The sequence below is a fragment of the Saccharicrinis sp. 156 genome (assembly GCF_050589685.1).
In the GTDB taxonomy this organism is placed as follows: domain Bacteria; phylum Bacteroidota; class Bacteroidia; order Bacteroidales; family Marinilabiliaceae; genus Saccharicrinis.
On the sequence record NZ_JBNGOS010000030.1, the window covers coordinates 21,783 to 43,888 of the forward strand.

Here is a 22,106-nt window from a genome sequence, read left to right on the forward strand (position 1 = left end):
ACAAATAGTTCAAATAGTAAAATTATGCTTTACAGCAGATATGTATGTTTTTTGTTTAGGAAATCTTACTATTTTGCCAACGAAATTGGGGATAAACAATTAAGAATGGTTTGGTGTTACTTGTACATCGAACAAACCAAATACGCGAAAAATAATTATTATTTAACGAATTACTTGATTAACTTCGGTTACTGAAAACATTTTCGGTAGCCACCAATACAACTATCAACTAAGTATATACCTATGAACGACAATAGGATTCCATTTAAGAAGTTTCATTTACGAAACGAAAGCCTTCAAAGCCAGTACGATGAAACTTATTTTTCGAAACAACATGCCAAGGGAAAACTGACTGCCAGAGAGAGAATTGAATTTTTAATGGACGAGGGCAGTTTTCGTGAAATAGATGCTTTTGTAAAGCCATTGGGAAACGAAAGTGAAAAAAAATATGGCGATGGCGTTATAGTAGGAAACGGAACCATCAATGGCCGAAAAGTATTTTTGTTTGCCCAGGATTTCACTTTTATGGGTGGTTCTTTAGGAAGTGTTCATGCCCGTAAAATTCAAAAAGTACAGGAAATGTCGCTAAAAATGGGACATCCCATTATTGGCCTGATAGATTCCGGGGGTGCCCGAATACAGGAAGGAGTGGCCAGTTTAGCCGGATATGCCGGTATTTTTATGCAGAATGTTAAGAGCTCCGGTGTAATTCCGCAGATATCTGTAATACTGGGACCCGCAGCAGGTGGAGCGGTGTATTCCCCTGCGCTCACTGATTTTCGTTTTATGACCAAGGATACCTCGTATATGTTTGTTACAGGCCCCGAGGTTGTTAAGGAGGTGTTAAACGAAGATGTTACTTTCGAAGATCTGGGAGGTGCAGAAGTACATGCCACGGAAAGTGGCGTGGCCGATATGATTTTTTCCGATGAGGAGCATACGCTGATGGGTGTTAAAAAACTTTTGAGTTATCTGCCATCCAACAATGTGGAGCATCCGCCGGTAAATCGCGACGAGGATATTGAACCGGGTAAACCTGAAAAACTCTCTTTGTTATTGCCTGATGATGCGAACAAACCGTATGATGTGGTGGATGTAATTCGTTTGATTGTGGATAAAGGATCGTTTTTTGAGATTGCGGAAAAACACGCCCAAAATATTGTAATAGGACTTGCCCGGCTGAACAACCATGTAATTGGCTTGGTGGCCAATCAACCCAAAGTAATGGCAGGATGTTTAGACATCAATGCATCTAAAAAGGCTGCACGTTTTGTGCGTTTTTGCGACTCGTTTAATATCCCTGTACTGGTATTGGAAGATGTTCCAGGATTTATGCCAGGTAAAAGTCAGGAACAAAATGCGATTATTATGCACGGCGCCAAATTGTTGTATGCTTTTGCAGAGGCTACGGTACCTAAAGTTACGGTAATTTTGCGAAAAGCATTTGGTGGGGCTTATATTGTAATGAACAGCAAAAATATGGGAGGAGACTTCAATTTTGCATGGCCAACAGCCGAAGTAGCTGTTATGGGACCCGAAGGTGCCGTAAAAATATTGAACAGGAAGGAACTGGCAAGTGCCAAAGATCCCGAAGAGTTGAAACGCAAGTTGATTGCCGATTACAAAGAAAACGTGGCCAATCCGTATGTGGCCGATGAAAAAGGGTATATCGACGAGGTAATAGATCCTTCGGAAACCAGGGCAGTAATTATTAACGCGTTTGCTTTACTCGAAAACAAAGTTGAACAAAACCCGGCACGTAAACACGGGAATATACCGCTTTAGATAATAGATATGTAGATGAACTGCATTTGGTTTCAGAACTATTATCGGTACTTAAAACAATTAAAATTAACAGACTTGAGCATTGTAAAGAGCCTATTATCTCTTATCTTCCAGTCTCTTATCTAATAAAATCATGAAAATTAATTCAATTTTAATTGCCAATCGTGGCGAAATAGCTATTCGAATTGCCCGAACAGCTAAAAGTATGGGTATTAAAACCTATATGTTTATGTCGCACCACGAACCTAATGCATTGCATCTCGATCATGCCGATGAGGTGATTGATGTATCTGACAATACCTTTATAAATGTTTATACAAACATCGATAAATTAATAGAAACAGCATTAGAATATAAAATTGACGCTATACACCCCGGATATGGGTTTCTTTCAGAAAATCCATTTTTGCCCCGGGAATGCGAACGTAACCAAATAATTTTTATTGGGCCTTCTTCAAAAGCCATTAGCAAAATGGGTAACAAGGGTATGGCACGGGATATGGCGGTTAAGAACAAAATCCCTGTGCTGCAGGGTAGTAAGGGCGTAATTACTACTTTGGAAGAGGCGGAGGAAACCGCTAAAAGTATTGGTTATCCAATAATTCTTAAAGCCGTTGCCGGAGGTGGGGGTAAAGGGATGCGTGTGGTGCGCAAAAAAACAGAGCTCCCGTTAATGTTTAAGCTGGCTACCAATGAGGCCAGGTCGCTTTTCGATAACGATTCTATGTTGATTGAGAAGTATGTGGAGAATCCTCGCCATGTTGAGTTTCAGGTACTGGCCGACAAGCATGGTAACATTATTCATTTGTACGAAAGAGAATGCAGTATTCAGCGCAAACACCAAAAGCTGTTGGAAGAAGCACCATCCGCAGCACTGACCGAAGAGCTTCGACAGAAGATTGGTGCCGATGCGGTGAAGATATGTAAAGCCACCAAATATTATAGTGCGGGTACGGTTGAGTTTCTTTTGGATGATGAGCTGAATCATTATTTTATGGAGATGAATACCCGGGTTCAGGTAGAACATCCAATCACAGAGGAAATTACCGGTGTGGACATCATCGAACAGCAAATTAAAGTTGCACAGGACGAAAAGTTATCGTTAAAACAGGAAGATATTCAAATTAACGGATGGGCGATAGAACTGCGGGTGAATGCAGAAGATGTACAAGCGGGTTTTGCCCCCTCTACCGGACTAATTGAACATATGGAAGTACCTAACAAGAAATACTTACGCTGTGATTCCGGTTATCAAACCGGTAAAGTGGTGGTTTCTAGTTTTGATTCGCTGGTGGCAAAACTAATCATTACCGGGAAAACAAGGAACGAGGCGATCAAGAATTCCCGTTTGGTTTTAAATGACACCATCATTAAAGGAGTTAAGACTACCCTTCCGTTTTTTAAGCAGGTAATGCAAACCCCTTCTTTTGTAAAGGGAAAATATACCACTTCATTTATTGAAAAAGATTTGGAACAGAGTTACTACCAGGAGGATAATGAGATTGTTGCCGCTGCCGCCTTAGCCATGGAAGCCTATTTAAACGAGCAGGCTAAAATTAATTCCGGCGAGCTGGACGATAAGCAAGTGTCTGCCTGGGCCATGAGTAAAAAAATTAAAGGATAGTTTTTAATTGTGAATCGGTAGCCAAATACAGCATTATTCTCGTTTTTTTAAAAAAACTGTCATTTACAAAAGTAAACTCCTTTTTTTAATATCGAAAGTCTTGTATTTTGACTCCCGCTTACATGAAAAACGCTTTTCTAATTTATTTTTAACACAGTGTATTGTGTTCGTTATCTTGGTATTTAACACCTATGTCTTGACACTAAAAACAATTATATGAAACTGATACATCATACAAAAAATTATACACTAACTGGTGATAAGAAAGTAAACATACAGGTTAGAGATAATAAGTTACATAAAATAAATAACCGCAGAGCAGATATCGAAATTGAAGACATTGAAAACGATGAGTTTTTGATTAAGATAAATGACAAAACACACGTAGGGGAGGTGCTAGACCTGAAGCAAAACGAGGTTTCTGTGATGATCAATGGTAATACCTATCACTTCACTATCGACACAGAGCTTGCCAGCAGAAGGAAACAAAAATTGGCAAAAGATTCGGGTAAAAAAGTTTCAAAAGTAAATGCACCATTGCCAGGCGAGATTGTGGCTGTGCTTATGAGCGAAGGCCATGAAGTGCATAAAGGTGAACCTGTGTTGATTTTAGAGGCCATGAAAATGCAAAACGAAATTACCAGTCCGGTGAATGGAAAAATAAAAAACATACACGTTAAGGCCGAAGAAACTGTTATGAAGGACCAGATTTTATTTGAGGTTGATCCGGGTAAGTAATGCAATCAACAGTCAGCAGTCAGCAGTCAATCACACTGTGGACTGTAGACTGTGAACTGATAACTATTTTTAAACAATTCTTCTCAATCATGGTTTGAATATCTAAACATGTAAAAATACGACCATGAGAAATCCAATGTTAATTATACACCTATTATCTGTAGCGACTTTTGTTGGTGCTGCACTTTCGGCCTTTGTTTTAAGTAGGGTAGCCAGTAAATTCGATTCGGAAGGAAAATTAAAAGTAAACACCGCCTTGCTCTCTTTGAATTATTTAGGAAAAACAGGTTTAACACTTCTTATAATAACAGGCGGCTATTTAATGACCCCGTATTGGGCGGCTTTAGGAGCAATGCCTTTGTTGGTGGCTAAATTAGCCATTGTAGTGATATTGCTTGTCGTTTTGGTGTTACTCAGTATTAAAGCTAAAAAGGCCAAAAAAAATCCAACAGAAGGCAGTTTCGCAGCAGTTAGTAAAATTAATACTTTAAATCTTATTTTAGGTGTTGTTGTAATTGTTCTTGCGGTTTTAGTGTTTGGTTAAAATTAGGACTTCGACCCAATGGAGAAGGTCTTCGTTGGGTTTTGTTTTATTAAAGCGGTGACCGCATCTTTGGCGGTACAATTAAACTTTGTTCGCCTCTATTCTTTGCGCTCAGCCACCTGATCTCCTCCCTCATTCTCCTCCCTTGTGGTATGAATTGTTAATCCCAGGTTAAAGATTTTTGTCCTGTTTGTTTTCCATCTGCTAAAAGCCTATATTCGCCACCGTTAAAAATAATAGGAACAAAGATAAATGGAAAAGTTAAGTTATTCGTTAGGACTAAGCATTGCCGGAAACCTTCAAAAGTCGGGTGTTGCTGAATTGGAATATGAATCGTTTGCAAGGGGGGTGAAGCACCAACTTGAAGCCACAAAACCGGAAATTGCTCCTGAAGAGGCTAATCAAATTATCAATGAATTTTTTACGGCATTGCAAAGCAAGCAGTTTGAAGCAAACATAAAAGCAGGACAGGATTTCTTGGCGGAAAATGCTAAGAGGGAAGGTGTTGTTACATTGGAAAGTGGATTGCAGTACGAGGTTGTAACTGAAGGGGACGGTGCTAAACCAGCTGCCACCGATCAAGTAAAATGTCATTACCATGGTACTTTAATCGATGGCAAAGTATTCGATAGTTCGGTTCAGCGAGGTGAGCCTGCTGTATTCCCTGTAAACGGAGTTATTGCCGGATGGGTTGAAGCGTTACAGTTAATGCCCCTGGGTTCAAAGTGGAAGCTTTATGTGCCATCGAACCTGGCTTATGGTGAGCAGGGAGCTGGACAGGATATTGGCCCGCATACCACTTTGGTATTTGAGGTAGAATTATTAGAAATTGTTTAATCATACACAATAAACCATGCAAATAAAGAATTTTATTTTAGGTCTTGGTGCAGCAGCTGTTATGGCTGTTTCCTGTACGCAAGCGCCAAGTGTAAAGAAAATTGAACTTAAAAACGAGACGGATAGTATTAGCTATGCATTAGGTTACTTAAATGCGTCACAAATGAGTCAGCAAGTTAAAGGGCCTTTCGATTCAATCGACACCAAAGCAATGGCAGCCGCTTTTGTAAATGCAGAGTTCTCTCAGCAAATGAAAGATGGTTTGGGTCAGAGTTTCGACAGTATTTCCTGGGATGTGATGAAAGCAGGTTTTATTAACACTTTAGTAGGTGAAGATGAAGCAGCTTTTGATCAACAGACTGCGAATACTTTTCTTCAAACGGCATTTCAAGCTGCTCAAGATCGTAAGAACCTGATGCCGGGAATGCCTGCATTCGAAAATAAAAAAGCAGGAGCGGAGTTTTTAGCTCAAAACGGAAAAAAAGATGGTGTTGTTACCACAGCCAGTGGTTTACAGTACGAGGTGATGAAAGCGGGTAAAGGTGTTAAGCCTACTACTACCGATAAAGTAAAAGTGCATTATCACGGTACTTTGTTGGATGGAACTGTTTTTGATAGTTCAGTGGATAGAGGAGAGCCTACTTCCTTTGGAGTTACACAGGTTATTCCGGGTTGGACAGAAGCATTACAGTTAATGCCTGTAGGATCGAAGTATAAGCTTTATATCCCGGGAGATTTAGCTTACGGCTCAAGAGGCCAAGGCCAGATAGGACCAAATCAACTTTTGGTATTCGAGGTTGAGCTATTGGATATCGAAAAATAGTAGGTGTCCATTAAAATATTACCTGCCTGGAGACAGATAGGGATTTTCTAAAGAGGGCTTAGTCCCTCTTTTTTTATGGGCCCAAACGAACTTCATATAGGAGATGGGTTTGTAAAAAGATGATAGTTCGGATAAACGGCAGGTCTGCTTGAAAAGTATGCATCACTTATTTCAAAATCTCAAATCTATTATCTTTAACATTTGAACTTGCTACTTTATATTGTACCTTTGTTCTTCTTAAAAATTAAACCGTTTGCAAGATGATTAAAGCAGAAATACATACCGAAAAAGGTGTTATGAAGGTGGATTTATACGAAAAGGAAACACCAAAGACAGTTGAGAACTTTGTGAAGTTGGCCAAGGAAGGGTTTTATGACGGGTTGGCTTTTCACCGTGTTATTCCTGATTTTGTGATTCAGGGAGGATGCCCCCATTCAAAAGATATGAGCAGCCCAAGGGTTGGAATGGGTGGTCCCGGATATAATATTGACTGCGAAACCGACGCAGACAGGCAATATCACGATAGAGGTGTTCTTTCAATGGCGCATGCAGGTAAAAATACCGGGGGATCACAATTCTTTGTTTGCCATAGCCGCAATAATACGGCTCACCTGGATGGAAACCATACTTGTTTTGGGATCGTGACGGAAGGATTGGATGTGGTGGATGCCATAGAGGCAGGAGACGGAATTGAGACAATTAAGATTATTGAAGAATAACCATTTACAAGCTGGATAGATGAATTTTGAATTAGTAGGAAATTTGATTGTAAAGGATAATGAGCAAACTATTAGTGCATCCTTTAAAAAGAGAGAATTTGTAATTGAGGTGATGAACGAGCGCAACTCGGATTGGAACGATTATATCAAGTTCCAATTGACACAAGACAGATGTGCCCAACTTGATCCTTTTAACTTAGGAGATCCGATCAAGGTGTCTTTTAATATTCGTGGTCGTAAGTGGGAAAAGGATGGGAAAGTAAATTACTTTTCTAACCTGGAAGCTTGGAGATTGGAGAGCGTTCAGGCAACGGCTGAGCCCGGTACACCCCCACCGCCTTTTACCGAAGCGGAAGTGCCACCGGCGGGAGATAAAGAAGATTTGCCGTTTTAACCGTGCGACGGCATTAAATAACTTAGATACTCGGAGTGCGACTTGGAGTCGTGCCCCGAGTTTTTTTGGCTTAAATCTCAACCCGCTAATCTATACCGGTTATTATTGCATGTTCTTGTGAACCTCAATTCGTTCTCCATCGCATGGAGGGCTGTGCGACATGTAAATTGTTATTCGTTCTCCATCGCATGGAGGGCTGTGCGACATGTAAATTATTAATCGTTCTCCATCGCATGGAACTAGTCGTTAAAGACGAATATGCCGTAACCTCCCGGATCCTGTAGTACAATATTGTCGGCAATACCCGCCCGGTTAAATGCAGTTATTTCTTCTTTAATCGGAATATTAACCTCACGTATTTTCGCAATATTCTCAAGATTCTTTCCATCGTTAAAAAAGGTCATTGAAGGATTAGTAAACGAATGGGGACAACTTAAAGGCAACATAAAACTAACGGCAAAACCATCGGGGTTAGCCAATACAATCCAGCCATGTTCGGCAGTTCCGCTCACCTGTACAAAGCCTAATTTATTCCAAAAAGCATGTGAAATGTCGAAGGAGGTTGTTTCTACGCTAATACCCATAAATTTTCCGAGGTGACTAGGTGATTGTTGTTTGTCTAATTTGATATCTAAATCATTTCCTTCTATTAAATAAATCCATATTCCATTGTTATCCCTGACTAAATAACCATTATCAATGGGAAATGACGGATAGGTGTCAGTGAGCGATTGGACTTCTTTTTCCCAACTATCCTGAATGATTTTAATTCCTGTCCTGGCATACTTATCAGTATTGATTTCAATAAGAAATTTCCCGTCGGATAAAATATTAGGTTTTTCCAGTAGGGTAATAAAATTCAGTTTTTTGTAAAAATCAAGACTGGCCTCCAGATGAACGATGGGTGAAAGTACAAGCGTTTGCATGACGAAAGATTTTATTAAAAAGGAAAGAGAATAGAAAAAGTTCAATGGGTTTTTAATGCCTTTAAGAAGGTTGTAACAAGTTAATTAACATAATACCGATGGACTTCTAATGGCGCAAAACGGGAGTATCATGAGTTATGCGGTATTTTTGAAGCAAACCGGTATTGTTTTGCGTCTTTTCTGTATCTTTTCGTCTATTCTAATAAAACTAAAAATGATAACAAAAAAGATATGGGATAACTTTAGTTTGCAATTACTTGGGTTTATTAAAAGCAGGGTTCACAATAATGTGGTTGCGGAAGATATTTTGCAAGATGTATTTATAAAAATCCACCTGAAAAAAGATTTATTAAAAGAAAACGACAAGATTACAAGTTGGGTGTATCAAATTACCCGTAATTCCATTATTGATTACTATCGAAAAGTAAAACCGGAAAAATCGGAGATAGACAGCAACATCATAATGCAAGAGGATAACGAAAATACCCCGGATTTTTCGGTTTGATTAAGGCCATTCGTTCATCAGCTGCCTGAGAATTATAAAGATGTTCTTGATAAAACAGCCTTTGGCGATATGTCGCAAAAAGATTATGCTCAATTAATGAACATATCGCATTCCGGGCTAAGTCGAGCGTGCAGAGAGCCCGGCAAAAACTGAAGGATTTGTTTTTGGAATGTTGTCCTGTGGTTCAAGCTGATAAATATGGAGATATAATTTCGATAGAAAAAAAGAACTGTAAGTGTTAAATTTTGCGTCCTTTTATGGAGGGCACGTCTATTTAAGTGACCATAGAATTATCATCTAAAAAAAATGAAAATGAGCGAAAAAGAAAAATGTTGTAATAATGAAGAATGCAACTGCAACTGCGATTGCAAGGGGAGCGAAAAACGTACATGCGAATGCGAAGATTATACGGATGGCAAATGTAAGTGTGATTGTTGTTAATGTACAATTGTAGCCAGCGTTTCTGCCTGGAAACTAAACTAAAAATGGCTTTAGCAGTGACTTTTCCATCATTGCTATAGCCATTTCATTTTCGGGTAGTCATCATCTGTTTAGACGATACAATTTGCCCTGTTTCCCGGATCTATTCGGTAATTCCTTCCAGCATAAACATAAAGCTGTATTCGAGTGCGGTCTCGCGATATCGTTTAAAACGACCCGATGCGCCGCCATGTCCGGCTTCCATATTGGTATGCATTATCAAAAGGTTATTATCTGTTTTTGTGTCTCTTAATTTGGCCAACCATTTTGCGGGCTCCCAATACTGAACCTGTGAATCGAATAAGCCAGTTGTGATCAACATGTTCGGGTATTCCTGGGCCTTAACATTATCGTATGGGGAATATTTCAGCATATAATCATAGGCTTCCTTGTTTTTAGGATTGCCCCACTCGTCAAACTCATTGGTGGTTAGCGGAATGGTTTCGTCCAGCATCGTGCTGATCACATCCACAAACGGCACGGCCGCAATAACACCATTGTATAATTGGGGTTCCATGTTAACAATGGCTCCCATCAGCAATCCTCCGGCGCTTCCTCCCATAGCATACAGATGATCGGGCGAGGTGTATTTTTTCTCGATCAAGAATTTGCTGCAGTCAATATAATCGTTAAAAGTATTTATCTTTTTCATCATTTTACCGTCTTCATACCATTGACGACCCATGGATTGTCCGCCTCTGATATGGGCAATGGCAAAAACAAACCCTCTGTCAAGCAAGCTCAAGCGGGTGGAACTAAAACCCGGATCCATTGTCGCGCCATACGAACCATAAGCATACAATAATAAAGGAGCTGTCCCATCTAGCTTGGTTCCTTTTTTATATACGATGGAAATAGGCACTTGCACTCCATCGCGAGCGTGAGCCCATTGCCTTTCCGTATGATAATTTTCGGGGGTGTGACCACCCACCACCTCACTTACCTTCTTTACGTCCTTGGTTTTTGAATTCATGTTGTAATCGATGGTTGAATATGGGGTGGTCATGGAACTATAGCTATACCTCAAAATCTCAGTGTCGAATTCCGGATTTGTGGTGGTGCCTGCAACATATACCTCTTCACCAAATTCCAGATAATGCTGCTCTTTCGTTTTTTGGTTGATGATTCTGAGGTGGTTTAAGGCGTTTTTACGTTCGCTGAGCACCAAATGGTTTTTAAAGATATCGATGCCTTCCAACAGCACGTCTTTACGATGTGGAATTACCTCTTTCCAGTTGCTTATATCAGTAGCATCTTCTGTAGTTTCCATCAGCCTGAAGTTTTGGGCCTTGTGATTGGTGACAATAAAAAACTTGTCTTCAAAGTGGCTTATCGAATATTCATGTTCCGTTCCTCTAGGCGTAAACTGTTTAAATTCTCCGGTAGGGTGGTTGGCATTCAAAATATGATAATCGCTCACCAATGTGCTGCTTTCACCAATGATGATGTACTTGTCCGACTTTGATTTGGTAACACTGATGTAAAAGGACGGATCCTTTTCGTGATATACCATGACGTCTTTTGAAATATCGTTGCCCAGCTTATGCCGCCATATTTTCTCGCTTAAAAGAGAAACCTTGTTTTTTGTGGTATAAAAGAAAGTCTGGTTGTCGTTGGCCCAGGCACCGCCGGCAGAAACGTTTGGTATTTCATCTTTGATGATGTCTCCGGTATCCAGGTTTTTAAAACGAATGGAATAAATCCTTCGACTTACCTTATCCTCGGTAAAAGCCAGCAGTTTATTATCCAAAGAAACGGTTAAGCTTCCAATGGCATAGTATTCATGACCTTCTGCCAATTCGTTGACGTTTAAAAAAATATTCTCAGGATTATCCAATGAATCTTTTTTTCTACAGAAGATGGGGTATTCCTTGCCTTCTTCGTATCGAACGTAATACCAATACCCGTTAGAAAAGTAGGGCACTGATTCATCGTCCTTTTTAATACGACCCACAATTTCATGGAACAGGTTTTCTTGTAGTTGTTTGGTGTTTTGCATTACCGTATCGGTATATGCGTTTTCTGCATTTAGGTAGTCAAGCACTTTTTGAGTCTGCTCATCCGGACTTTGTGCATTTTTTTGTTCGTCGGTCAATCGCATCCAAAAATAAGGATCTATCCGGGTGTGGTTGTGAAAAGTAATGGCGGAGTCCTTTTTTTCTGCCATCGGAGCTTGAGGAAGTTGGTGGGGTATCATTGATTTCTTTTTTGAACAGCCCAAAGCAAATAGTGAGGCTGAAAGCCATAATAAAAATAGTCTATACATAATATGAATGATGATTTGGTGTATTAAGTAAAGATATTTCCTTTTTAGAAATAATCAATACATGCATTGAATATGAACAATAGAATTATGAGCTACAGATAATGATTAATTGTGACGATTATTGGATTTTTTTATGAAAAAAACATGAAAATAATTTGGAGTTAATACAAATTACAGTATATTTGTATTAACTCATAGTTTAGGGTTAGGTTTGGTTAAAGATTGAGGGCCGCTGTCAGAACGTTGACAGCGGTTCTTTTTTTTACTAAAAGGTACTATGCATGTTTTTTAGAATTGTGAATTATTTATGATTTTAATAGAAAAAAAAGTTAAAAATTATTTGTAAATAACAATACAGTAGCTATATTTGTAGCACTCATAGTTTAGGGTTAGGTTTGGTTAAAGATTGAAGGCCGCTGTCACAACGTTTGACAGCGGCTTTCTTGTTTTTAACATTCTACAATAAAAACTTTATGGCACTTGTGTTTCATTGTAAATAATGCTGTTATGGACTGGACACCGGTTTTAAGATCTAAATACTCCTCCTCAAAATTAAAATATCATTTATCGTATTTGTTATTGACGCTGGCCTATTGGAATGTTGTGATCCGAATCGCTATTTTTATCCGGGTGTTAGGTACTAAAAGTGGTAATATTCGCGATATAATGTCGAGGGGAATGGAGTTTGTAGCCGATGAAGTTTTACTGTCTTCGGTGGTGGTTTCCATTTTTGCGGTTTTGAGTTGGTATGTGCGTAATTTCTTGTATCCCGTTTTAGTCCGTAAATACCATATCAGGCGTTTGGCAGTCATTGTCATTTTTATGGATACAATTGTTTTTTTGGCTTTTGCTATTATGCTTGGCTTTGCGCATTACATGGTAGATATGCAGTTGTCAGTGGCTGAAGCTTTTAATGCTTTAGGGCGTTTTTTATTTAATCCAACTATTCTTTTCTTTTTAATTGTGTTGTCCATAGGTAGCTATGTTAATCAATTGTTGCACACTTTGTTTCATCAAATTGGTTTTGCCAAGCTGGGAAGGGTAATGATGGGCTATTATCAAAAGCCCAGAGAGGAAAACTTAATTTTTATTTTTCTGGACTTAAGGTCTTCCACCACTTTTGCCGAAAAACTTGGACATGAGGAGTATAGCGATTTTATTCAGGATTGTTTCAGAATATTATCTGACCCATTGCTGTTGACTTATGGCAGAGTTTATCAATATGTTGGCGACGAAGTTGTGGTCACGTGGAATGCCAATAAAATAGAAAATTTTAACAAAGCGGTTGATTTCTTTTTTTTATATAAAGATGAGCTGGAAAAACATAGAAATCATTTTGAGCAAAAATATGGACTGATGCCAATTTTTACCGCTTCCATCAATTCGGGAAGGGTAATGGCAGCTGAAGTTGGTGAAATAAAAAGTGAACTTGCCTTTCATGGGGATGTGTTAAACACGGCGGCACGCATCCAGAAACAATGTAAGAAATATGGTAAGGAGATAATCGTAACAAAGAGTTTCGCTGAAAACATTAGCATAAAACCCAATGGATATCAGGTAACCTTTATAGAACGTGCAAAACTGTCGGGTAAAGCAAAGGACGTGGATCTATACGATGTGAGTTTGCAAAGTTAAAGTGGTGCTTAATGGAGTCGTGTAATTTAAATATGCTTGTTATTACATAGGATTTTTATTTTATGATGAGGTCATCTTTTTATGGAATAAATTCAATACTTTTATTATCCTTTAATCGCTGCCTTTTATTTCTTAACTTGCATTTATGGAAAAAAATCTGGTTTTTATTTCTGCCTGTTTGTTGTTGGTTTTTGGTGTCGTGTGCTATTGGGGCAAGGAAGAATCAGTTTCAAATAAAAAGCTGATACCAACAGCATCATCCGATATACTAAAACAACATATCAATAAGAAAATTGAACGCAGAAAAAATGGCTATGCCAAACCGGACAGGCCCGATAAGTATATGGAGTATTTGAAGTCGCTGGTTTCGCTGAACGAACAAAGCGATTATAAGGAAGGTTATAAGATTAAGGCTCTGAAATCGGCCATTGCACATCGAAATTCTCTAAAATCGGCCTCGGAAACATTGGCGTGGGTTCAGCGTGGGCCAGGAAATATTGGAGGTAGAACCAGGTGTGTTATTGTTGATCCTGACGATAAAAGTACCTGGTTTGCAGGAGCTGTATCTGGTGGAATATGGAAAACTGCCAATGCAGGTGCTTCCTGGGATATCATTTCACCGGATATACCCAATCTGGCAACGGTATGTTTGTCTATGGCCCCTTCCAATCCGGATGTGATTTATGCCGGAACGGGCGAAGGATATTATAATATAGATGCCGTGCGCGGCGACGGTATATTTAAAAGTGTTGATAGGGGAAACTCCTGGTCGGCCTTAACATCCACCACAAGCAATAGCCAGTTTTACTACGTAAATAGCATAGTGGTTGCGCATAGCGATGAAAATAAACTATGGGCAGCCACCAACCAAGGAGTCTTTAAGTCGGTGGATGGAGGAATATCCTGGGACGGTACTGCGCTCTCTCAATACCACAGATATCAGAGGATTATAATTCATCCTGTCAATGAAGATATTTTGTGGGTGGCCAGAAACGGCAAGGGGATTTTCAAAACGGAGAATGGAGGTGAGGACTGGTTTCTGGTTTATGATATGTCTTCGTTTGATCCGGAAAGGATTGAGATTGCGGTTTCCGGCAACAACCCGGATGTACTATATGCCATGGATGTAAATTCAAAAGTATATTATTCGCAGGATGGCGGCACGGAATGGGCCAAGGCAACCGAGTCGGGAACGCCCACTGAATTTTTAATGAGTCAAGGATGGTACAACAATGTGTTGGCAGTTAATCCAATGGACACCGATAGGGGTTTTATTGGAGGAATTGATTTATATAGCTTTGAGCTGGGAAATGATATTTCCTCCACAGGGACTCAGGCTTTCAGCGTTTCAAGTACCTTCAGTTCCGTATTGGATTTTGAATATTTTGGTGGAAGCTATTCTAACGGAGGGGTGTGTGTGTTATCTGGGTTTAACAATAAACTCAACGAAGTTCAAATCCAGTTCGGTCCTGGAAAATCCCAAAAGGCACATCGTTTGGTAAGGAAAGCTTCGGAATCGGATTTTACCCATGTTTTTGCGGAAGACTCGAGTAAGGTGGAATATGTGGGTTATGGGGATATTCCGTTTGAGGTAATAAATACAACAACTGGGGAACAGTTACATGTGTCCATTGTTGATGGCAATGAAAACGGGAAGTTTGACGTTTACCCGGGTGGGTATGAGTTGATATGGGTTCATGATGTGCTATATGAGGCAGAAAATAAAAGTGATTCGGTTAGTTTAAATAATGGCAATTACCAATTAATGACGGCTATTTATCCAAAGTTGGCCGAGAGTGCCACGTGGGACGAACCCAATTTGCCCGAAGGCTATATCAGTATTCGTTCGTATGACCTAAAGGATAGGGAGTTAATGGCTACGCAAATAAGCGATTGGTCAAAGAACCTAACGGATGACAATTACGCCCATGCCGACCATCATCATATTACGGTTTTGGAAGGTGTCGGCAATCCGTTCTCTGTAATTGTGGGTAACGATGGAGGTGTCGGTTCTTCAAGCGATGGCGGCGCTACTTGGACATCAAAGTCAAATGGATATGTTACGTCGCAGTTTTATGGTATCACGCGTCACCCCAAGCAATATCAGTATTTTGGTGGACTGCAGGACAATGGTTCCGCCCTTTCGGGAATCAATCCCAATAAGTTAAGCGATTGGGAGGACCTTCTTGGTGGTGATGGTTTCGATGTGGTATGGCATCCTCGCAAGCCGCAATTAATGATGGGAACATATTACTATAACCAACTGAGGAAAACGGAAGACGGCGGTGATTCCTGGACGGTAACCTCCGATTTATTTGCCGATAGTGATGATGGGGAGTTGGCCCCCTTTGTTACCTGCATTGCAAGTTGCCTGGCCGATCCAGACCTGCTGTTTGTGGGCGGAAATTCCGGATTGTGGAAATCGAGTGATTTTGGAGACAGCTGGAAGAACATATCTATGGGCACATATTGGGGCTACACCTCAAATTCTACGCCTAAAATAGCTATCAGCAACGCCAATCCCGATATTGTTTGGGCAGGGGTTCGAGTGAATGCGCTGGATGGTTTTACCAAAGGCAGAGTTCATGTTTCAACAGATGGAGGAGAAACTTTTAGTTCAATTGTGCCTTTTGCCAATATGGGGGCGATAACAGATATTGTAACCCACCCGGTTGATCCGGAAACGGCCTATTTGGTTTTTTCGATGGCCAATCGCCCCAAAATAGTAAGAACGACAGATCTGGGTGAGACGTGGGAGGATTTGTCGGGTTTTGGTTTAATTGGGTCGAGTGCGACCAGTAGTAATAATTTCCCCAATGTGGCAGTAAACACAATGCAGGTAATGCCATTCAGTACCCCTACTATTTGGGCTGGGACAGAAATAGGTTTGTTTATAAGTGAAGATGATGGATTATCCTGGGCCTATGCAAACAACGGGATACCGGCCGTATCCATTTGGGATATAAAGATTGTTGGTGATGAGGTAATTTTGGGAACCCATGGGTTAGGGGTTTGGACGGTTAAGATGGCCCAGTTGAGCAACGAGATAAAACACCCTTTCATAGATAACGCCGGGATTAACCCGAGAGGCGATTATGTGTTAAGCACGGTGTTTGATGTTGAACTGGATTCTTTTGAGCTATATAACGACAAAGGGTTGGTAAAAACCTATAGGAATGTGGGCGCAGGAAATAGGATAGATACGGTTTCAAGTTCGATAGAGACTTCGGAGAAACTGCAAGTATATGGTTATTTGAACGGGCAAAAGTATAGCTCAAATGTTAAGCATCTGGAAGTTGTTTCAGTTGAGCAGCCCATTACTTCTTATATCAATAAGTTTGATGATGAGGTTAACTTAGATCATTTTGTGGGTAGTTATTTTTCAATTCAAAAAGGAGAGTTCAGCAATGATGCCATCCACTCACCCCATCCTTATCCGGAAAATGTGGATCTAATTTATACTTTAAAATATCCTATCATTATTTCCAACGACGAAGAAATGGCTTTTTTAAAATACTATGACATAGCTTACCTGGAAACAGGTGAAACAAATTCTGAATACCCTGATGAAGATTTCTTTGATTATGCAGTTGTGGAAGGTTCTAAAGATGGATTGGAATGGAAAGCATTGGCACCGGGTTACGACTTCTCATACGAAGATATCTGGAATCAGGGTGTCAATGATTATAAAGCCACTCCTTCGGCAAAAGATTTTACGGATCATCACGTTAACTTATATGATACTTTTGCTGCCGGGGATACCATATTGATCCGATTTAAATTGCATTCGGATCCATTTGAAGATGGTTGGGGATGGGTAATTGATAATATTCGAATTCAAGGGCAAATATCCAGTGTAAACCAAAATAGCACAAGTGATTTTGAAGTCAGTGTGTTTCCTAACCCTACGAAGGGCAACCGGGTAAGGGTTTTGCTAAAAGATGTTTACATGGGTGTATTTGAGGTTAGTGTTTTTGGTTCATCGGGTCAGCAATTCATAAAGAAGGCATATTTTAAAGGTTCTGAAATATATGAACAGGAAATAGAACTGCCGGAGTTGCCGAAAGGTTTTTATCTTGTAAAAATACGAATGGGTCATAAACAGATGACCGAAAAATTACGGGTTAATTAGTAAGTATTTAAAATACAGACGATACCTTGGGGTGACGCCATTTTTTTTGTTTAATCTTTTACAAAGTGTTTTTTGCAACCGAAATTAATCGTAATTTAGATTTTGCTTGAGTTGTTCATTAATTTACCTGATAAACAGGCAAATGTGATATCGTTATTTAGAATGAGTAAAAATAAAATAATAAAAGAGTTTAAAATCCTTTGGTATCGTTTATAGATGTCGTATATTTGTTAAACAATCAAAGCAAATAGAGAATAGTAACAAACAGGCCAAAAACAATACACCATGACAGCAATGCAATTCAACGAAAGCTTACTGAGCTTACAGGATAAGCTAAGGTATTTTGCGCTTAGTTTAACCGCAAACGAAGAGGATGCCAATGATTTGTTGCAAGAAACAACGTTAAAGGCGCTTACATATAGAAAACAATTTGTGTCGAACACGAATTTTAAGGCATGGGTGTTTACCATCATGAAAAATACCTTTATCAACAATTATCGTAGGATACAAAAAACCAGAAACACATTTGAGTCGGCAGAAGATGCGTATAGGGTTGCATTCAAGGGCAACTATGCGTCAGAAACACCGGAAATGGTACAGTCTGTAAATGAAATGAACCAAAGTATCGAAAGATTGGAGGATGAATTTAAGATTCCTTTTACCATGCATACCTCGGGTTACAAGTATAAGGAAATTGCTGAGAAGCTCGAATTGCCCATTGGGACGGTAAAAAGTAGAATTTTCTTTACCCGTAAAAAATTACAAAGTATGCTTGAAGATTAAAATAATAGCGACATAGTTTTTAATATTGTGCAAGATAAACTTTAGTGATTATCTTGCATTTTTGTTTCCATTAATCTCGTTCTTTTTCGTCGTTTCAAATTTTGGGAAAAGATAGTTATACATATTCATGAAAGTTTTAAAAGATAATTAAACATGAGAAAAGAATCGCCTAAATTAGCCAAATATAAAAGGTTATATGCCCAAATAGAAGAGTTAACAGCTCCTGTTAATAATCCCATATCCCGGATGTCAACTATGGCTGCTCTGCTTCATCATAAAATGAAGGGCTTTTATTGGACAGGATTTTACTTGCTGGAGAATGGGGAGTTGCTGGTTGGGCCTTACCAAGGGCCTGTGGCCTGCCTGCGTTTAAAAAAAGATACCGGAGTTTGCTGGGCTGGTATAAATTCTAAAAAGACGGTTCTTGTAGATGATGTAGAGACCTTTCCTGGTCATATCGCCTGTAGCTCACTTTCGAAATCGGAAATAGTGGTGCCTCTTATTAAGGATGGCGAGGTAGTTGGTGTGCTGGACGTGGATAGTCGCGACCTGGCTCAGTTCGACCAGGACGATCAGGCTGGTCTTGAGTTGCTTCTTGAGTTGATTTATAAGTAAGAATTGGTCTACACCAAATAACGTGAAATTTCTACCTGCCCCTCGTTTGTAACGAGGGGTTGTGCTGCTCAATCGTTTATAACGATAAGGGGTTATGTCACAACATGTATTTTAACCAAACCTTGTTCGTTTGAATAACCTACTGCTGAGCTATACAAATATTCACGAGGATGCATAACTATCAAACCCGAGCAGGATTTTCATGAATATAGTTTATCCGCTGTTCAATCTTCTGATTGGTGTCCAATAAAACAGAGTGGCTGGTTTATTGCCAAAATTTATATTTCTGAATATGGTTATAGAAGTTCCCTACGAACTCAAACCTATACAACATCCAATGTTTCCTGCTTTCCGGAATTTGCTGAATAGAATTTACGATAGCCTTAGCGGTCTGCTTTTTAAAACCCCTTATTATTTCGCTTAGCTTAAAACCATCTTCAGCCTTACAGGCTAAATGAAGGACCCACCAAGCAAAAAGAGTTAAGCCTTTGTTATTAATACCATAATTTAACAAATTTACAATTTCAAATTTGTATTCCTGTCGAGTAAAAACATCAACCCAATCAACAATCGTAAATGTCAGAAAGCAGGTTGCATTTTGGTCTAGTATGCATAGTTTTCTGCAGATATTTTTATTTAAAATTTAAGGATTTAATTCTTTGACATCAAATCCTAATGATGAATATCGTTAAAAACGATTGACCAATACCCCCTCGTTGCAAACCGGGGGGTAACGTTTTGGTTTTAATTTTGACTTTAGCTCAGTAAGTGCATGCACTGTTTGAGCTAAAGTCATTATTCATGAATTCTCATGAATAAATCCGCTTAAATTCTTACATTTATTTTTTTTACCGGATAGCTGGAGAATAATCTACCATGGGAACATTAAAAATTAAAAACTTATTAGTACGGAGCAATGTGGGGTTTGAACCGCATCTCCAGGATTATCAACAGGATTTGTTGGTGACAATTACCGTTCGATATAATAGTGTTTTGGAAGAGGGGAGTGACGATCCTTCGGATGCGATAGACTTAAAGCGTATGGTGAAGGAAATTATGGGAAGGGCCGAATCCGGTCATTTTAACTTGATTGAAGCTTTTGCCCGTATGGTGTTGAATACGGTATTGGAAGAAACTAAAGTGGACAGCGCCGAAATTGAGGTTAAAAAAGTTAAGTATATGCAATTTTCCGGAGAGCTGTCGTTTAGTTTGTCAGGATCTAACAGGTAATAAAGCATGAAGTTTCTGCTGAAATACGGATTTGTTGTTCTTTTTGTTTTTAGTGTTCAGCTCAAAGCAGAGGAGTCCGTTATTAATCAGCTTCATCGAAAGCTGAAAAATGCCTCCTTGCCCGAAAAGGTGGAGGTGTACAACCAACTTTCGGCCTATTATATTTCTTCCGATGCCGAAAAAGCGATTCAATATGCCAACCAGGCGCTAAAGTTGGCCACCTCCTTAAACGATCAGGAAGGAAAAGCCAAAGCCTACGGTAATCTGGGGATGGGGTATTACTTCCTGAATGATTATGAAAATCTCTATTCGTACTATAAAAAATCACTTTCAACTTATGAGTCGATAGGTGACCAGAGCAGTGTAACTGCTTTAGCGACTAAGTTTTATCGTCTTAAAACATTTCAAAAAGCTCTCGATAGTTATAAAAACTCCTTGCTGATTTATTTAAAGGAGAACGATGTGTCCAACATTATCTCTACCTATCTGGATATGGGAAATGTGCACAAGAATTTGGGAGAGAACCAGATTGCGCTCGAAAATTATACAAAAGCCCTTGGGTACATAACGGAAGAGGGAAAAGGTTATGAGCTGGAAAAAACAGCATTATGGGAGAGTATTGGTGATATTTGGTTTAATGAGGAAGAATATGACAAAGCGTTAGAGTATTTTACTTTATTGCATAAGGAATATTTGCAAAGGGGCGACAGTCTTAGTTTTGCCTCGGTGCTGAACAATATGGGTGGGGTATATTATCGTAAAAATATGCTTAGCGAGTCCCAGGATTTCTATCGGGAAGCGTTAGAGCTGCAGGTTCAACAAAACGATCATTTGGGAGCTTCAGTATCGTTTTTAAACCTGGCCAGAATATATGGCAAATTGAGCAATAATAAAAAAGCCATCTTGCACCACCAAAAGAGTATAGCCTTGGCCAAAGTGATTGGGAGTAGGGACGTGATACAGGATAACTATCGGATGTTATCATTTATTTACAAGACTATGGGAGATTATAAAAAGGCATATGAGTATCAGGTGCGGTATTCGAATGTTTCGGATGTACTTGCCGGAGAGCAGAATGTGGCACAATTTGTAAATACGCTGGCAGTGAGCGATCTGGAAAAAAAGAACCGGGAAAACGAAATTTTGGAAGCCAAAAATGAGAACTACCGGTTAAGGCTGGAGAAAGAGAACCTGTCCGTGTGGCGGCTTTCTTTTGGGTTTACCATAGTAGTGGTGTTGATATTGGTTTTCATCATTTATTACCGGTATTACTTAAAACGCGAGGAAAACAAAAACCTGGAGATCAAAGTGAAGGAGGCGCTACAAAAACAAGTTGAGCAGCAACAAATCATTGTGCATCAGGCAAGCCTGTCTTCCCTGGGCGAATTGGCAGCCGGAATCGCTCACGAAATAAACCAGCCCATCCAGAATATTTCATTATCGGCCGAAGGGATACAATTTGAACTGGAAGAAGAGGTGCCGGACCAAAACTACGTAAAAAAATCGGTGGGTGAAATATTTGAAGACATCGCTCGTGTCCGCGAAATAGTTGACCATATCAGGGTATTTTCCAGCGGCCAAAAGGAAAGTGTCTACGAGCGGTTTTCTGTGTCAGACTGTGTGGGTTCAGCAGTTTCCATGCTCCGCCGACAGTACCAAACACACAATATCGATTTACGGCTCAGCCTGAACAATGGAATACCGGATATTTTGGGGAACCCGCATAAGGTGGAACAAGTAATTCATAACCTGCTTTCCAATGCAAGAGATGCGGTGAGTGAAAGGGAGATGGGTGAAACTGGTTTTAAAAAACAGATACTCATAGAAACGGGTTCTGAGGGAGATGAAGTGTTTATAAAACTAATGGACAATGGGGTAGGTATTCCTCACGAAAAACAAACCGATATATTTCTGCCCTTTGTAACCAGCAAACAGCTGGGGAAAGGAACGGGACTTGGTTTGTCTATTTCGTATAGTCTGGTAAAAGAAATGAAAGGACGTATTGAGGTGCAAAGTCGTGTAAAGGATGGCACTATTATGAAGGTGATTTTTCCTGCGGCGAAATAAAAA

General features: G+C 39.6%; 17 protein-coding genes. 15 read left to right on the forward strand and 2 right to left on the reverse strand.

The window, feature by feature from the left end; all coding sequences use genetic code 11:
• Window positions 1-243: 243 nt before the first annotated feature.
• The 8 genes from ACRD64_RS17685 to ACRD64_RS17720 all read left to right on the forward strand — a co-directional run bounded on the left by ACRD64_RS17685 (window position 244) and on the right by ACRD64_RS17720 (window position 7,464).
• Entirely contained in the window at window positions 244-1,785 is a 1,542-nt protein-coding gene (locus tag ACRD64_RS17685) for an acyl-CoA carboxylase subunit beta (RefSeq protein ID WP_430934790.1), read from the forward strand.
• A gap of 133 nt (window positions 1,786-1,918) precedes the next feature.
• Window positions 1,919-3,409, forward strand: coding sequence for an acetyl-CoA carboxylase biotin carboxylase subunit (locus tag ACRD64_RS17690; protein ID WP_430934791.1), 1,491 nt, complete (start codon window positions 1,919-1,921; stop codon window positions 3,407-3,409).
• Between the two features lie 216 nt (window positions 3,410-3,625).
• Window positions 3,626-4,147: a biotin/lipoyl-containing protein gene (locus ACRD64_RS17695; RefSeq protein WP_430934792.1), complete on the forward strand. Its 522-nt coding sequence runs from the start codon at window positions 3,626-3,628 to the stop codon at window positions 4,145-4,147.
• A 124-nt stretch (window positions 4,148-4,271) separates the two neighbouring features.
• Entirely contained in the window at window positions 4,272-4,691 is a 420-nt protein-coding gene (locus ACRD64_RS17700; protein WP_430934793.1) for a hypothetical protein, read from the forward strand.
• Window positions 4,692-4,943: 252 nt separating this feature from the next.
• Window positions 4,944-5,528 (forward strand): FKBP-type peptidyl-prolyl cis-trans isomerase, encoded by a 585-nt coding sequence (locus ACRD64_RS17705; RefSeq protein ID WP_430934794.1) that lies wholly within the window; start codon window positions 4,944-4,946, stop codon window positions 5,526-5,528.
• 16 nt (window positions 5,529-5,544) lie between these two features.
• Window positions 5,545-6,351 carry an FKBP-type peptidyl-prolyl cis-trans isomerase gene (locus tag ACRD64_RS17710; protein WP_430934795.1) on the forward strand — a complete coding sequence of 269 codons (807 nt, stop codon included), beginning with the start codon at window positions 5,545-5,547 and terminating at the stop codon, window positions 6,349-6,351.
• Between the two features lie 260 nt (window positions 6,352-6,611).
• Window positions 6,612-7,070: a peptidylprolyl isomerase gene (locus ACRD64_RS17715; protein ID WP_430934796.1), complete on the forward strand. Its 459-nt coding sequence runs from the start codon at window positions 6,612-6,614 to the stop codon at window positions 7,068-7,070.
• Window positions 7,071-7,089: 19 nt separating this feature from the next.
• Complete coding sequence (locus tag ACRD64_RS17720; RefSeq protein ID WP_430934797.1) at window positions 7,090-7,464, forward strand: DUF3127 domain-containing protein; 375 nt, start codon at window positions 7,090-7,092, stop codon at window positions 7,462-7,464.
• Between the two features lie 239 nt (window positions 7,465-7,703).
• Here ACRD64_RS17720 and ACRD64_RS17725 read toward each other — a convergent pair whose 3' ends face one another.
• Window positions 7,704-8,390 carry a hypothetical protein gene (locus tag ACRD64_RS17725; RefSeq protein ID WP_430934798.1) on the reverse strand — a complete coding sequence of 229 codons (687 nt, stop codon included), beginning with the start codon at window positions 8,388-8,390 and terminating at the stop codon, window positions 7,704-7,706.
• 214 nt (window positions 8,391-8,604) lie between these two features.
• Here ACRD64_RS17725 and ACRD64_RS17730 point away from each other — a divergent pair, with 214 nt between their 5' ends.
• Entirely contained in the window at window positions 8,605-8,895 is a 291-nt protein-coding gene (locus ACRD64_RS17730; protein ID WP_430934799.1) for a sigma factor, read from the forward strand.
• Between the two features lie 583 nt (window positions 8,896-9,478).
• Here ACRD64_RS17730 and ACRD64_RS17735 read toward each other — a convergent pair.
• Window positions 9,479-11,572, reverse strand: coding sequence for a S9 family peptidase (locus tag ACRD64_RS17735; protein ID WP_430934800.1), 2,094 nt, complete (start codon window positions 11,570-11,572; stop codon window positions 9,479-9,481).
• 576 nt (window positions 11,573-12,148) lie between these two features.
• Between ACRD64_RS17735 and ACRD64_RS17740 the strand changes: the two genes are divergently transcribed.
• The 6 genes from ACRD64_RS17740 (at window position 12,149) to ACRD64_RS17765 (ending at window position 22,103) form a co-directional block, all read left to right on the forward strand.
• Window positions 12,149-13,276, forward strand: a complete 1,128-nt coding sequence (locus ACRD64_RS17740; protein ID WP_430934801.1) for an adenylate/guanylate cyclase domain-containing protein — start codon at window positions 12,149-12,151, stop codon at window positions 13,274-13,276.
• A gap of 145 nt (window positions 13,277-13,421) precedes the next feature.
• Complete coding sequence (locus ACRD64_RS17745; protein ID WP_430934802.1) at window positions 13,422-17,408, forward strand: T9SS type A sorting domain-containing protein; 3,987 nt, start codon at window positions 13,422-13,424, stop codon at window positions 17,406-17,408.
• Between the two features lie 285 nt (window positions 17,409-17,693).
• On the forward strand, window positions 17,694-18,191 hold the full coding sequence (locus tag ACRD64_RS17750; protein ID WP_430934803.1) for an RNA polymerase sigma factor: 498 nt from the start codon (window positions 17,694-17,696) through the stop codon (window positions 18,189-18,191).
• A gap of 153 nt (window positions 18,192-18,344) precedes the next feature.
• Window positions 18,345-18,806 carry a GAF domain-containing protein gene (locus ACRD64_RS17755; protein WP_430934804.1) on the forward strand — a complete coding sequence of 154 codons (462 nt, stop codon included), beginning with the start codon at window positions 18,345-18,347 and terminating at the stop codon, window positions 18,804-18,806.
• Between the two features lie 876 nt (window positions 18,807-19,682).
• Entirely contained in the window at window positions 19,683-20,036 is a 354-nt protein-coding gene (locus ACRD64_RS17760) for a dihydroneopterin aldolase (RefSeq protein ID WP_430934805.1), read from the forward strand.
• Window positions 20,037-20,042: 6 nt separating this feature from the next.
• Complete coding sequence (locus ACRD64_RS17765; protein ID WP_430934806.1) at window positions 20,043-22,103, forward strand: tetratricopeptide repeat-containing sensor histidine kinase; 2,061 nt, start codon at window positions 20,043-20,045, stop codon at window positions 22,101-22,103.
• Window positions 22,104-22,106: the final 3 nt, after the last annotated feature.